The sequence below is a fragment of the Pseudomonas sp. MF6767 genome (genome assembly GCF_016405475.1).
GTDB classification, from domain to species: Bacteria; Pseudomonadota; Gammaproteobacteria; order Pseudomonadales; family Pseudomonadaceae; genus Aquipseudomonas; species Aquipseudomonas paracarnis.
This window is the reverse complement of the sequence record NZ_JAEKCY010000004.1, coordinates 140,402-152,885: the sequence shown is the minus strand read 5'-3', so window position 1 is coordinate 152,885 and position 12,484 is coordinate 140,402. Positions and strand designations below refer to the sequence as shown.

11 protein-coding genes and 1 tRNA gene are annotated in these 12,484 nt (G+C 60.4%); 9 read left to right on the top strand and 3 right to left on the bottom strand.

Annotated elements, in window-relative coordinates; translation table 11 throughout:
• Positions 1-127: 127 nt before the first annotated feature.
• The 5 genes from JFT58_RS09260 to JFT58_RS09240 all read left to right on the top strand — a co-directional run bounded on the left by JFT58_RS09260 (position 128) and on the right by JFT58_RS09240 (position 4,700).
• On the top strand, positions 128-2,344 hold the full coding sequence (locus JFT58_RS09260) for an AsmA family protein (protein WP_054897553.1): 2,217 nt from the start codon (positions 128-130) through the stop codon (positions 2,342-2,344).
• Positions 2,341-3,408 (top strand): A/G-specific adenine glycosylase, encoded by a 1,068-nt coding sequence (gene mutY, locus JFT58_RS09255; protein WP_198834371.1) that lies wholly within the window; start codon positions 2,341-2,343, stop codon positions 3,406-3,408. Before JFT58_RS09260 ends, mutY begins: the two co-directional genes overlap by 4 nt.
• Positions 3,405-3,677 carry an oxidative damage protection protein gene (locus JFT58_RS09250; RefSeq protein WP_034125530.1) on the top strand — a complete coding sequence of 91 codons (273 nt, stop codon included), beginning with the start codon at positions 3,405-3,407 and terminating at the stop codon, positions 3,675-3,677. The genes mutY and JFT58_RS09250 overlap by 4 nt, the downstream gene beginning before the upstream one ends.
• Before the next feature lie 103 nt (positions 3,678-3,780).
• A tRNA-Phe gene (locus JFT58_RS09245) sits at positions 3,781-3,856 on the top strand.
• Between the two features lie 172 nt (positions 3,857-4,028).
• Positions 4,029-4,700, top strand: a complete 672-nt coding sequence (locus tag JFT58_RS09240; protein WP_198834370.1) for a hypothetical protein — start codon at positions 4,029-4,031, stop codon at positions 4,698-4,700.
• Positions 4,701-4,736: 36 nt separating this feature from the next.
• On the opposite strand, the gene JFT58_RS09235 is transcribed toward JFT58_RS09240, so the two are convergent.
• Together JFT58_RS09235 and JFT58_RS09230 are read right to left on the bottom strand one after the other, a co-directional pair.
• Positions 4,737-6,344 (bottom strand): ArnT family glycosyltransferase, encoded by a 1,608-nt coding sequence (locus tag JFT58_RS09235; RefSeq protein WP_054897555.1) that lies wholly within the window; start codon positions 6,342-6,344, stop codon positions 4,737-4,739.
• An 87-nt stretch (positions 6,345-6,431) separates the two neighbouring features.
• On the bottom strand, positions 6,432-7,397 hold the full coding sequence (locus tag JFT58_RS09230) for an arsenic resistance protein (protein WP_054897556.1): 966 nt from the start codon (positions 7,395-7,397) through the stop codon (positions 6,432-6,434).
• Between the two features lie 158 nt (positions 7,398-7,555).
• On the opposite strand from JFT58_RS09230, the gene JFT58_RS09225 reads away from it, so the two are divergent.
• Entirely contained in the window at positions 7,556-7,969 is a 414-nt protein-coding gene (locus tag JFT58_RS09225; protein ID WP_034125526.1) for a hypothetical protein, read from the top strand.
• Positions 7,970-8,211: 242 nt separating this feature from the next.
• Here JFT58_RS09225 and gabP read toward each other — a convergent pair whose 3' ends face one another.
• Positions 8,212-9,603 (bottom strand): GABA permease, encoded by a 1,392-nt coding sequence (gabP, locus tag JFT58_RS09220; RefSeq protein WP_054899112.1) that lies wholly within the window; start codon positions 9,601-9,603, stop codon positions 8,212-8,214.
• A gap of 555 nt (positions 9,604-10,158) precedes the next feature.
• On the opposite strand from gabP, the gene JFT58_RS09215 reads away from it, so the two are divergent.
• The 3 genes from JFT58_RS09215 to JFT58_RS09205 all read left to right on the top strand — a co-directional run bounded on the left by JFT58_RS09215 (position 10,159) and on the right by JFT58_RS09205 (position 12,468).
• The gene (locus JFT58_RS09215) at positions 10,159-10,932 is read left to right on the top strand and encodes an ABC transporter ATP-binding protein (RefSeq protein WP_010213906.1); all 774 of its coding nucleotides are present in this window, start codon (positions 10,159-10,161) and stop codon (positions 10,930-10,932) included.
• 13 nt (positions 10,933-10,945) lie between these two features.
• Complete coding sequence (locus tag JFT58_RS09210; protein ID WP_014716503.1) at positions 10,946-11,698, top strand: ABC transporter substrate-binding protein; 753 nt, start codon at positions 10,946-10,948, stop codon at positions 11,696-11,698.
• A gap of 74 nt (positions 11,699-11,772) precedes the next feature.
• A complete protein-coding gene (locus JFT58_RS09205; protein ID WP_005783890.1) occupies positions 11,773-12,468 on the top strand; it encodes an ABC transporter permease in 696 nt (231 codons plus the stop codon).
• Positions 12,469-12,484: the final 16 nt, after the last annotated feature.

Below are 12,484 nucleotides of genomic sequence, written 5' to 3'. Positions count from 1 at the left end.
ATTTTCTTGACGTCAAAATCCCATTTCCGCACCGGTGGATACAATGTAACGATCCGTGAACTGACGCCGGCCTTCGGGCGTTATACTCTGCGGCTAAATTTTGAAATCGACATACAAGGACTCGCCCATGAAAGCGTTCGGCAAAATCCTGGGTCTGGTACTTCTCGGGCTGTTGCTGATCATTGTGGCGCTCGGCTTTGCCCTGACCCACCTTTTCGATCCCAACGACTACAAAGAAGAAATTCGCCAGATAGCCCGCGACAAGGCCCACATCGAGCTGACGCTCAATGGCGATATCGGCTGGAGCCTGTTCCCCTGGCTGGGCCTGGAGCTTCATGAAGCCAGCGTCGCAACCCTGACCGCACCGACTCAACCGTTTGCCGACTTGCAGATGCTCGGCCTCTCGGTGCGCGTACTGCCACTGCTGCGCCGCGAAGTACAAATGAGCGATGTGCGTGTCGAGGGCTTGAACCTGCGCCTGAACCGCGACAAACAAGGTCACGGCAACTGGGAAGACATCGGCAAGAACCTGCCCGACGAAACCGCCGGTGCCCCCGCTCCCGCGCCGGTCGAACCGGTGGCTGAAACCAAGCCGGAAAAACCGCCGCAGCCGATCCGCCTGGACATCGACAGCCTGACCATCAACAACGCCCGCGTCGAATACACCGATGAACAGACCGGCAAGCAATTGAGTGCCGAAAGTATCCAGTTGAGTGCCGGTGCCATCCACGAAGGCGCCAGCATCCCGCTGAAACTCACGGCGTTCCTGGGCAGCAACCAGCCGCTGATGCGGGTCAAGACTGAGCTGAACGGCAACTTGCGCATCCAGCGCGCGCTCAAGCGTTATCAGTTCGAAGACATGCGCTTGAGTGGCGAAGCCACCGGTGAGCCGTTGCAAGGCAAGACCGTGAGCTTCTCCACCCAGGGCCAACTGCTGGTGGACTTGGCGGCCAACGTCGCCGAATGGACCAACCTGAAACTGGCGGCCAACCAACTGCGCGCCTTGGGCGAACTAAAGGCCAATGACCTGGACAAAACCCCGCAGATCAGCGGCGCCCTGTCGGTTGCCCAGTTTGACCTGGCCAAGTTTCTTGAGAGCGTCGGCCACCCACTGCCTGCCATGGCCCCAGGCAGCCTGAGCAAGGTCGAACTGGTGAGCCGCCTCAAGGGCACGCCCACCAGCGTCGCCCTGGAAAACTTGAACCTGAAGCTCGATGCCAGCACCTTCACCGGCCGCGTCGCTGTGGATGACTTCGCCAAGCAGTCACTGCGTGTGCAGCTCAAGGGCGATACCTTCAATGCCGACAATTACCTGCCGGCCAAATCCGAAGCCGCCAAAGGCGCAACCGCCGCGCGCCAGGCCGAAGTACAGAGCAGCGAAGCCGGCGCCATGGCCGCAGGCGGCAACACGCCATTGCCGGAGGCGCCGACCAAAGGTGCCTGGAGCAACGACAAACTGCTACCGCTGACGCGCCTGCGCAGCCTGGACGTGAATGCAGACCTGGCCTTTGGCGAACTGACCCTGAGCCAGTTGCCCATTCAGAACGCGGTGCTCAAAGCCTCTGGCATTGACGGGCAGCTCAAGCTCGACACCCTCAGCGGCGGTCTCTACAACGGCACATTCCAGGCCAACGGCACACTCGACGTACGCCAGGACACGCCAGTGCTGGCCCTGCAAAGCCACATCAAGCAGGTGCCCGTTGAGCGCATCCTGCAGGCCCAAGGGAAAAACCCGCCGGTCAAAGGCCAGCTCACCCTCGACAGTAACCTCAACGGCCGTGGCAATAGCCAGAAGGCCTTGATCGACAGCCTCAACGGCACCACCAGCATCGTGATCAACAACGGTGTGCTGCTCAATGCCAACATCGAGCAGCAACTGTGCACCGGCATCGCCCTGCTCAACCGCAAGACCCTGAGCGCCACACCAGGCGGCAAGGACACGCCCTTCCAGGAACTGCGCGGCAACCTCACGCTCCGTAACGGCGTGGCCAGCAACCCCGACCTGAAAGTACGCATTCCTGGCCTGACGCTCAACGGCAACGGTGATGTGGATTTACGCGTGCTGGGCATGGACTACCGCGTCGGCATCATCGTCGAAGGCGACAAGCGCGACGTGCCGGACCCAGCCTGCCAGGTCGGCGCCAACTTCCAAGGCATTGAGGTGCCACTGCGCTGCCGAGGCCCGCTTGAGCTCGGCGCCAAGGCCTGCCGCCTGGACAAGGACGGCCTGGGCCAGGTCGCCCTCAAGGCTGCCGGCAACCGCCTCAACGAGAAGCTGGAAGAGAAACTCGACAAGGTTAACCCCAAGCTCAAAGACGCATTGAAAGGCCTGTTCAACCGATGAGAACCGAGCAGTTTTCACAAGCGGTGCTGGACTGGTACGACCGCCATGGCCGCCACGACCTGCCTTGGCAACAGGGCATCACCCCTTACCGGGTGTGGGTGTCGGAGATCATGCTGCAACAGACCCAGGTCAGCACCGTGCTCAACTACTTCGACCGGTTCATGGCGTCCCTGCCGACGGTCGAAGCCCTGGCCGCCGCGCCGGAAGATGAAGTGCTGCACCTGTGGACGGGTCTGGGCTACTACACACGGGCGCGCAACCTGCAGAAGACCGCCAGGATCGTGGTGGCCGAACACGGCGGCGAATTCCCCCGCGACGTGGAAAAGCTCACCGAGCTGCCGGGCATCGGCCTGTCCACCGCTGGCGCGATTGCCAGCCTGAGCATGGGCCTGCGCGCGCCGATCCTCGACGGCAACGTCAAACGCGTGCTGGCGCGCTTTACCGCGCAAGAGGGTTACCCGGGCGAGCCCAAGGTCGCCAAACACCTGTGGGCCACCGCAGAGCGCTTCACACCCTTTGAGCGCGTCAACGCCTACACCCAGGCCATGATGGACATGGGCGCCACCCTGTGCACCCGCAGCAAACCCAGCTGCCTGCTGTGCCCGCTGGAAAAAGGCTGCGAAGCCCACATGCTGGGCCTGGAAACACGCTACCCGATCCCGAAGCCGCGCAAGACCATCCCGCAAAAGCGCACGCTGATGCCGATGCTGGCCAACGCAGAGGGCGCGATCCTGCTTTACCGTCGCCCGTCTACGGGCTTGTGGGGCGGCTTGTGGAGCTTGCCGGAGCTGGACGACCTGCAAGACCTGGATCACCTCGCCAACCAGCACGCGCTGGCGCTGGGCAAGCATCAGGAACTGCCCGGGCTGGTCCACACTTTCAGCCACTTCCAACTGGCCATCGAACCCTGGCTGGTCCAGGTCGAGGAAACCGCCCATCACGTGGCCGAGGCCGACTGGCTCTGGTATAACCTCGCCACCCCGCCGCGCCTGGGCCTTGCCGCCCCGGTGAAAAAACTGCTGAAGCGCGCGGCCGACGTATTGAACGCAGGAGTTTCGTCATGACCCGCACCATCATGTGCCGCAAGTACAAAGAAGAACTGCCAGCCCTGGAGCGCCCTCCGTACCCAGGTGCCAAGGGCCAGGACATCTACGAGCACGTCTCCGCCAAAGCCTGGGGCGACTGGTTGAAACACCAGACCCTGCTGATCAACGAAAAACGCCTGAACATGATGAACGCCGAAGACCGTAAATACCTGGCCGGCGAAATGGACAAGTTCTTTTCCGGCGAGGAATACGCCAAGGCCGACGGCTACGTGCCGCCTGCTCAATAATTGATCAAAAACCAGGGTCTGCACGTAAGCGACGGTAATAATTAAATATTTTTTGAAAACTTGCTTGACGACCCCCTGAAAAACCCGTTTAATGCGCCCCGTTGCCCAGATAGCTCAGTCGGTAGAGCAGGGGATTGAAAATCCCCGTGTCGGCGGTTCGATTCCGTCTCTGGGCACCAAAATACCGAGAAACCCCAAGGAACAATGCGTTCCTTGGGGTTTTTTATTGCCTGCGATTTAATGCGACTCACGCATTTACGGACACGATGTCGCAGCAGGACGATTGAGGGTTATTTTTGGCTGGACTCAATCGTTCAGCCTTTACCCAAATCTCAGTTGTAAGGTTTTTTCATGACCCGCTTCTTGCTTTGCACCCTGTTACTACTGACCGCCCTGCTCAGTGGGTGTGCCACGCAGCTGGACGTAGCGATCAACGCGACGCCTGATCCCGACTATCACTTCGACCGGCAGGCAACCGTGCTGGTGACCTCCACTGGCGGAAGTGATGAAAACTCACTCAATGCTCGCTACTACCTGCGTGACATGGTCCGCGCCATGCAGGACCAGGGCTTTCGCAATGTCTTCACCGACACCACCCTGCCCAAGAACCACGCGCCGATCAAAATGACCGTCACCCTGGACGTCGACAGCAAGCAGGTGACGTATCGCTATACCGCCACCGAATACGGGCAGGTGGCAAAAAGCACCACCACTCAATGCAAGAAGAACAAGAAAAAGACCGACCAACTGACCTGCACCAGCACTCCAAACACCTCCTACGGCCCGGTAGGGACCTCGGAGCGCACCGGCTACACCACGCTCACCACCTTCCGGGTCACCGCTCGTGATGAAGTGAGCAGGCGCGCTGTCTACCTGCTAAGGGCGTCGCCCTATAACGACGACTGCCAAGCCGCCAAGGTCGAAGCCTTCCTGGTGCAGCAGGGTTTGCAGAACCTGAATTTCCAGGACCGCGTGCAGCGCAATTACACGGTCACGATGCCTGAAAGCTTCCGCTGCAAATAATCATCTGCTCGACAGGCCCTTGGCTCAAGGGCCTCCTTACTTGAGCAAGAACACCATCAACGGGTTGTCATTCAAGCGCCCTTGATAGCTCGGCGCCAGGTGCTCCACCGGCGACCCCTTCAACAGCGCGGTCTCCTTGCGCGACACGATCACCCAGGAGGGCCGGGGCAGCGCCGCCAACTTCTCAAGCTCGTGACGCCCGACAAACAGCGGCTGTTCATCGTGATCCAGGTTCATCATGTAGCGCACCGCCCAGGTATCCCGGGCCAGATCGACAAACACCAAGGGACCTGGCTGCGTCTGGCGCAACGCCTCCACCTGGCTGACAAACCGCCGGGTGTCGAATTGCAGGTCCTTGGCCGGCTCTATCACTGTCACAAGCAACAGCCATTGCGCCACCAGCGCGATCAGACTGAGCCACACCAACCGCCATGCTCGCTGCCAGGCCATCAACGCTGCGGCTTGCAGCACCACCAACACGCCGATCATCAACGGCAAGGAAATCTCCGGCCAGTAGCCCTGTTTATGCCAGGCGTGTCGACACACAAACAACACAACCACGCACAACGCCGGCAGCGCCGCGACGAGCCATTCATAGCAACGGCGCACACCCACCAGCCAGCCTTGCGCGTGAAGCAGCCCATAGGCAGCGACAGCCGCAAACATCGGCACCATCGGCAGAATGTAATAAGCGCGCTTGAAATGCGGTACCGACAGGCCGAGCAGAATCATCAAGCCGCAACCCCCGAACCGCACCAGCAATTGCAGGTGCTCATTGCCCCAACGCTCGGGCCAGCGATGGCGCAACGCAAACAGGGTCGCAAACGCCAGCGGCACCACCGGGAAGTAGCGGTACAAGCTCAGTTGGAAGTAAAAGTAAAACGGCTCACCCGACTCATCCAGACGCCCACCGACTTGCATCTTGAAGACTTCATCGGCAAACGCAGCGCCACCACTGAACCGCGCAAGCTTCATCAGCAGCCACCAGCACGCTGCGAGCAACACCAGGCCGGCAACGCCGTGGATCAGCACCTGCCGGACACGCTCTCCCGGCTTGCCCAATGCCCAATACACACACACCACCCCGCAGACTTCAATCAACCCCAGCGGCCCACGTATGGCAAAACCCAGGATGAACAGCGGGAACACCGCCAGTTGCCTCAGCCGTGACCCGAGGCGTTCGCCGGTGTGCAGCAGATAGAAACTGCCCACGCATAACAACGCGACCATCTGATCCAGGCACACCGAGCGCGACTTTTCGAGTAACTGGGCGGTGAGCAGCGTGAGCAGCACCGTCAGCAGCGACCAGGCACGGCTGTAGGGTGCCAGCAGGCGATACATCAGCGCGATCACCCCCGCCGACGCGAGCGCTGTGGGCAGCACATTCGCCAAGTGGTTCGGCGCGTCAAACAAGCGCGCGAATAGATAACTGAAGAAGGTCGCGGTGCCGGGGTAATCCGCATAGGGCTGGCCGTAGGTGGTGGGGAAAAGACTCGCGCCATGGCGATACATTTCCTGCATGAACAGCGCCCAACGCCCGTCAAAACCCTGGGGCTGCTGATCCCAGATACCTACTGTGAACAACAAGAGAGCGACCAGGAAAATACCCAGTGACTCCAGGCGAAAACGGTTGCGGTGATCCATCGGTTGACCTGTCAGGTGGGAAGCGCTGGCGTATGGTGCCGAACGCGCCCCTGAATGGCGCCTGAACAGACCTGAACATTCACGTGGTTACCGACTGGTGGGCCACACCACTGCCGGGATCAGGCGAACGTAGGCCAACTCGGCAACCAGCTCGATCAGGGTCTGCAGGATCACCACCGTTGCGGCCAAACCGCGCACATCCTCCGGCAGGGCCAGCGCCAATGGCAAAACCACCAGCGAATTACGCGTCGACGCACTGAACGTCACCGCCCGCGCCGTCACCGCTGGCAGTGCGAACAGCCGCGCAGCCCCAATGCCCATCAACGGTGCCAACAGTACAAATGCCACGTAGATTGGAATGACCGGCAACAACAAGTTGATATCTCGCACCACCGCAGTGATGTGCGAAGCGAGCACGACAAACAACACCAGCGCCATCGCCGGCACCGGCAACCACGCCCAGGCGCTGCTCCAAAGACCGATAGCGCTCGAACGCCGCGCAAGCGCGCTGGTGAGGACAGCCAGAAGCATCGGCACCACAATCAACCCCACGAACGCCTCTACAAATGGCCCCGCCGCTACCACCACGCTGGATTGCTCGCCCAACATCAGCCCCAGGTATACCGGCAACAGCAGCAGTTGCAGCAACAGCAACAGCGGGGTTGCCGCCAGCATCGAACGCGAATCGCCCTTGCCGATATGGGTAAACACCACCACGTAGTCGATACAGGGCGTCAGCAACACCAGCAGAGCGCCCACCAGCAACGCCGGACGCTCCACCAGGCCGCGGGTCAACCCCCACACCAGCAAAGGCACCAGAATGAAATTGGCCAGCAGCAAGGCCGCCATGAATCGCTTGTTGCCCAAGCCTTGGCGCAGCTCAAGAAAGGGTATCTGCAAAAACATCGCATACATCAGCACGGCGACGGCAGGTGTCACCCAAAGGCTGAAGCCCTGCGCCGACAAGGGCCAGAACAGGCCAAACGTGACGGCCACAAAGACGGCAACAAAGTAGATCGGGACCTGATGGTGTTCCAGGGTGTCACGGGTCATGGGCGGGCTCTGGTGGGTCAATAGACTGTCAGCCTAAGTACCCGCGCAGATAAGGTCGAGCACTACAGTAATCATTGCCGCCCGAGAAACCCTTGGGATTTACCCCAACCTGCGCTTCAATACACCCTCCAGACCAGACCCCCAAGGACGTTGAGCCCATGGCCTCGCCAAACAAGCAGCAAAAACGCGCCCACCGGGCAAAAGCCAAGGCCAAGCAAAACCGCACCCAGCGCGCCGTGGCGCACAAGCCGGATGCTTTTGCTGGCGACGACAGCCGCATCGACCTTGAGTCGGTGGATTTGACTGAACTGTTCGTCGAAATGCGTGCCGCTGGCGAGATCAGCCAGCAGGCGCTGTGTGCGGTGTTCCTGGCGCACCCGTTGCTGGCGTTGGTGCTGGAGCAGGAAGGCGAAGAAGAAGCGACCGACTTTATCCTGGCGGCGCTGATCGAGTATCGGCAGTGGGCGACGGACAGCGATGACGAAGCCGCGGCGTTAGCGTGGATTGAGTCGCCGCAGTTCCAGGCCGATTACGTGGCGGCGTCCCAGGCGCTGGCCAACGCCCCCGACTGACACAAAATAAAAAGTGTGGGAGCGGGCTTGCCCTAATGCCAGTCAGTTAAGAGCTCAAGCAGACAACCAGTGACTTGTGGCGAGGGAGCTTGCTCCCGCTGGACTGCGTAGCAGTCCCATTTTTGGGGCCGCTTCGCGCCCCAGCGGGAGCAAGCTCCCTCGCCACAGTTACCGATTCTGTCTTAACTGACTGGCAAGCCCGGCTCCCACATTGTTGCGCGGTGCATTACCACCGTCTCTCGTCAGCTAAGCGCCGCAGCCCCCACTCTTTGGGCCTTGCGACGGCTCGCCACCACCAACCCCGCCAATACCACCAGCAAGCTCAGAACCCCGGTGGCGATGATCTCGACCCGGTGTGCTTCCTGGAACAACATGATGGTCAACGTACCGACGATGAACACCATCACCGCGTACGTCAGGCCTGGGAACAGCCACATCTTGAAGACGATCTTCTCGCCCGCTGCCGCACGCTTCTGGCGCATGCGCAGTTGCGACACCGCAATCACCAGGTACACCAGCAACGCAATGGCGCCGGAGCTGGCCAGCAGGAATTCGAACACCGCCGCCGGAGCGACGTAGTTGGCGAATACCGCCAGGAACGCGGCGCCGGTAGACAGCAACACCGCCCAGTAAGGCGTGCCGCTCTTGTTGGTGCGCTTGGCCACGGCCGGTGCGTCACCGCGACGGCCCAGGGAGAACAGCATGCGCGACGCGGTGTACAGCGCCGAGTTGAGGCAGCTGGTCACGGCAACCAGCACCACCAGGTCGACAATCAGCTTGGCGTTCGGAATGCCCATGCGCTCCAGCACGGTCTGGTAGGAGCCTACGGCAGCCAGGGTCGGATCGTTCCAAGGCACCAGGGACACCACGATGAAGATCGACAACAGGTAGAACAAACCAATCCGCCAGATCACCGAGTTGGTGGCCTTGGTGATTTGCTGGCCCGGGTTCTTCGATTCGGCTGCGGCGATGGTGACAATCTCGGTGCCCATGAACGAGAACATGGTGGTCAGGATCGCCGCCAATACGGCACCCATGCCGTTGGGCATGAACCCTTGGGTATCGAACAGGTGCGAAACACCGCTGACCTGGCTGGTGGGCAAGAAGCCGAAGATCGCGGCCAGGCCGAGGATCACAAAGCCCACGATCGCTACGACCTTGATCAGCGCAAACCAGAACTCGAACTCGCCGTAGTTCTTCACGCTGAACAAGTTGGTTGCGGTGAGCAGCAAGGTAATGACCAGGGTGAACACCCAGATCGCCACGTCGGGGAACCAGGCGTGCAGGATGGTCGCCGCCGCGTTGGCTTCCAGCGGAATCACCAGCACCCAGAACCACCAGTAGAGCCAGCCAATGGTGAAACCGGCCCAGTGGCCGATTGCCCGGTCGGCATAGGTAGAGAACGAACCGGTATCCGGTGACGCAACGGCCATCTCGGCCAGCATGCGCATCACCAGGACTACCAGCGTACCGGCGGCTGCATAGGCCAACAGCACAGCCGGGCCGGCAGCAGCGATCGCATGGCCGGAGCCGACAAACAAACCGGCGCCGATGACACCGGCAATCGACAGCATGGTGACGTGACGCGGTTTGAGCCCCTGTTCGAGGTCATTGGAGCTTTGCGTACTACTCATTGACACACCTTTGCGAGGAATTGCGAAAACGGTTCGCCCGGCTTGCAGCCTTTCTCGTGAAAAGAATCCAACAGGGCGTTCTTTATTTTTTACGCAAGATTTGCGCCAAAATATTTCAGAACCACAGTTGGCGGGGGCTGTAGGACAATTCACTACTCATCGCAAGTCATTGAGAACAATGGCATTCCGCTATAGCGTTACCGTGCGACTCACATTCGTGGCATTGCGACGCACCAAAAACACACACAAAAAGTACGTGACGCCCCATAACCGGGCTGATATGGACCGTTTGCCCGGTTAACCCTTCCAACACCCGGCCAAAGCTGGCACCATCGCGCCCTTTTTTACGCGAAGCCTGTGGATCTTTCCGGGTCAAACGTCTGTAGGTTGTTGATGGCGCGACACACTGCTGCGCCGATGCGACACCCTGCCGCAGACCACCGGTTAACCGTCCGCAGCGCTGTTGGCTGTCATCCAAACGCTATGCTAGCTTGGCGCCTCGCCAGGAAGGCGGCCCAACAGCGAAGATCGCAACGAACACAATGAGGACCGCACATGGCCGAGGCCACGCCCGCGCTTGAAATCCGCAACTTGCATAAACGCTATGGTGAGCTTGAGGTACTCAAAGGTATCTCGCTGACCGCTCGCGACGGCGATGTGATCTCGATCCTGGGTTCCTCCGGTTCCGGCAAGTCCACCTTCCTGCGCTGCATCAACCTGCTGGAAAACCCGCACCAGGGCCAGATCCTGGTGGCCGGCGAAGAACTCAAGCTAAAGGCCGCGAAAAACGGCGAACTGATGGCCGCCGACGGCAAGCAGATCAACCGCTTGCGCAGCGAAATCGGGTTTGTGTTTCAAAACTTTAACCTGTGGCCGCACATGAGCATCCTCGACAACATCATCGAGGCTCCTCGGCGCGTGCTCGGCCAGAGCAAGGCCGAAGCGATAGAAGTGGCCGAGGCCCTGCTGGCCAAGGTTGGTATCGCCGACAAGCGCCACGCCTACCCTGCGCAACTCTCTGGTGGCCAACAACAACGCGCGGCGATTGCGCGTACCCTGGCGATGCAGCCTAAAGTCATCCTGTTCGACGAACCGACGTCGGCGCTTGACCCGGAAATGGTCCAGGAAGTACTTAATGTGATCCGCGCGCTGGCCGAAGAAGGCCGCACCATGCTGCTGGTCACCCACGAAATGGGCTTCGCCCGTCAGGTATCCAGCGAAGTGGTGTTTTTGCACCAGGGCCTGGTCGAAGAGCAAGGATCGCCACAGCAGGTATTTGAAAACCCGCTTTCGGCGCGCTGCAAACAATTCATGTCCAGCAACCGCTAACGGAGCAACATGCATGCAGACCTATAAGAAATTCCTTCTGGCCGCGGCCGTCTCGATGGCGTTCAGCGCCACGGCCATGGCAGAAACCTTGAAGATGGGGATCGAAGCGGCCTACCCGCCGTTCAACAATAAAGACGCCAGCGGCAACGTTGTCGGCTTCGACAAGGACATCGGCGACGCCCTGTGCGCCAAGATGAAAGTCGAGAAGTGCGAAGTGTATGTGTCCGACTGGGACGGCATCATCCCTGCCTTGAACGCCAAGAAGTTCGACTTCCTGGTGTCCTCGCTGTCGATCACCGACGAGCGCAAGCAGGCGGTTGACTTCACCGACCCGTACTACTCCAACAAGCTGCAGTTCATTGCGCCCAAAGCCACTGCGGACTTCAAGACCGACGCCACTTACCTCAAAGGCAAGGTGATCGGTGCACAGCGCGCAACGCTGGCCGGTACCTACCTGGAAGACAAGCTGCCGGACACCGAAGCCAAGCTCTACGACACGCAGGAAAACGCCTACCTCGACCTGACCTCCGGTCGCCTCGACGGCATCCTGGCTGACAAGTACGTGCAGTACGAATGGCTCAAGAGCAAAGACGGTTCGGCCTATGAATTCAAAGGCGACCCGGTGGTAGAAAGCGACAAGATTGGTATCGCCGTACGCAAGGGCGACCCGCTGCGCGAGCGCCTGAACAAAGCCCTGGCAGAGATCAAGGCAGACGGCACCTACAAGAAGATCAACGACAAGTACTTCCCGTTCAGCATCGAATGATCTGAACGGCCTGCCCGGCGCGCTCCTGCGAGCGCGCTGGCTTTTAGCAATGCCTGCCGCGATATGAAAACACCATGAATTTCGATCTCTACGGATTCGGCCCGGCCCTTGCCGCCGGCGCGCTGATGACCGTCAAACTGGCGCTCACGGCCCTGTGCCTGGGGCTGGTGCTCGGCCTTGCCGGCGCCTTGGCCAAGACCTCCCCGTACAAGCCACTGCAATGGCTGGGCGGTGCGTATTCGACCATCGTTCGCGGTATTCCCGAATTACTGTGGGTGCTGCTGATTTACTTTGGCACCGTCAACCTGATGCGTGCGCTCGGTGAGTTCTTCGGCAACCCCGACCTGTCGCTGAGTGCCTTCGCCGCCGGCGTCATCGCCCTGGGCCTGTGCTTCGGCGCCTATGCAACGGAAGTGTTCCGCGGCGCGATCCTCGCCATTCCCAAGGGCCACCGCGAAGCCGGTGTGGCGTTGGGGCTGTCGAAGTTTCGGATTTTCACCCGGCTGATCATGCCGCAGATGTGGCGCATCGCCCTGCCGGGCCTGGGTAACCTGTTCATGATCCTGATGAAAGACACCGCGCTGGTGTCGGTGATCGGCCTGGAAGAAATCATGCGCCACGCGCAGATCGGCGTGACCGTGACCAAGCAACCCTTCACCTTCTTCATGGTCGCCGCCTTCATGTACCTGGGCCTGACAGTACTGGCGATGACCAGCATGCACTTCCTGGAAAAACGCGCCGCCCGCGGCTTTGCAAGGAGCACCCAATGAGCGGCGACTACAGCTG

What these genes read in the sequence shown, in the direction of transcription:
- JFT58_RS09260 (WP_054897553.1), top strand. Translation starts at nt 128, where the DNA reads ATGAAAGCGTTCGGCAAAATCCTGGGTCTGGTACTTCTCGGGCTGTTG.
- mutY (WP_198834371.1), top strand. Translation starts at nt 2,341, where the DNA reads ATGAGAACCGAGCAGTTTTCACAAGCGGTGCTGGACTGGTACGACCGC.
- JFT58_RS09250 (WP_034125530.1), top strand. Translation starts at nt 3,405, where the DNA reads ATGACCCGCACCATCATGTGCCGCAAGTACAAAGAAGAACTGCCAGCC.
- JFT58_RS09240 (WP_198834370.1), top strand. Translation starts at nt 4,029, where the DNA reads ATGACCCGCTTCTTGCTTTGCACCCTGTTACTACTGACCGCCCTGCTC.
- JFT58_RS09235 (WP_054897555.1), bottom strand. Translation starts at nt 6,344, where the DNA reads ATGGATCACCGCAACCGTTTTCGCCTGGAGTCACTGGGTATTTTCCTG.
- JFT58_RS09230 (WP_054897556.1), bottom strand. Translation starts at nt 7,397, where the DNA reads ATGACCCGTGACACCCTGGAACACCATCAGGTCCCGATCTACTTTGTT.
- JFT58_RS09225 (WP_034125526.1), top strand. Translation starts at nt 7,556, where the DNA reads ATGGCCTCGCCAAACAAGCAGCAAAAACGCGCCCACCGGGCAAAAGCC.
- gabP (WP_054899112.1), bottom strand. Translation starts at nt 9,603, where the DNA reads ATGAGTAGTACGCAAAGCTCCAATGACCTCGAACAGGGGCTCAAACCG.
- JFT58_RS09215 (WP_010213906.1), top strand. Translation starts at nt 10,159, where the DNA reads ATGGCCGAGGCCACGCCCGCGCTTGAAATCCGCAACTTGCATAAACGC.
- JFT58_RS09210 (WP_014716503.1), top strand. Translation starts at nt 10,946, where the DNA reads ATGCAGACCTATAAGAAATTCCTTCTGGCCGCGGCCGTCTCGATGGCG.
- JFT58_RS09205 (WP_005783890.1), top strand. Translation starts at nt 11,773, where the DNA reads ATGAATTTCGATCTCTACGGATTCGGCCCGGCCCTTGCCGCCGGCGCG.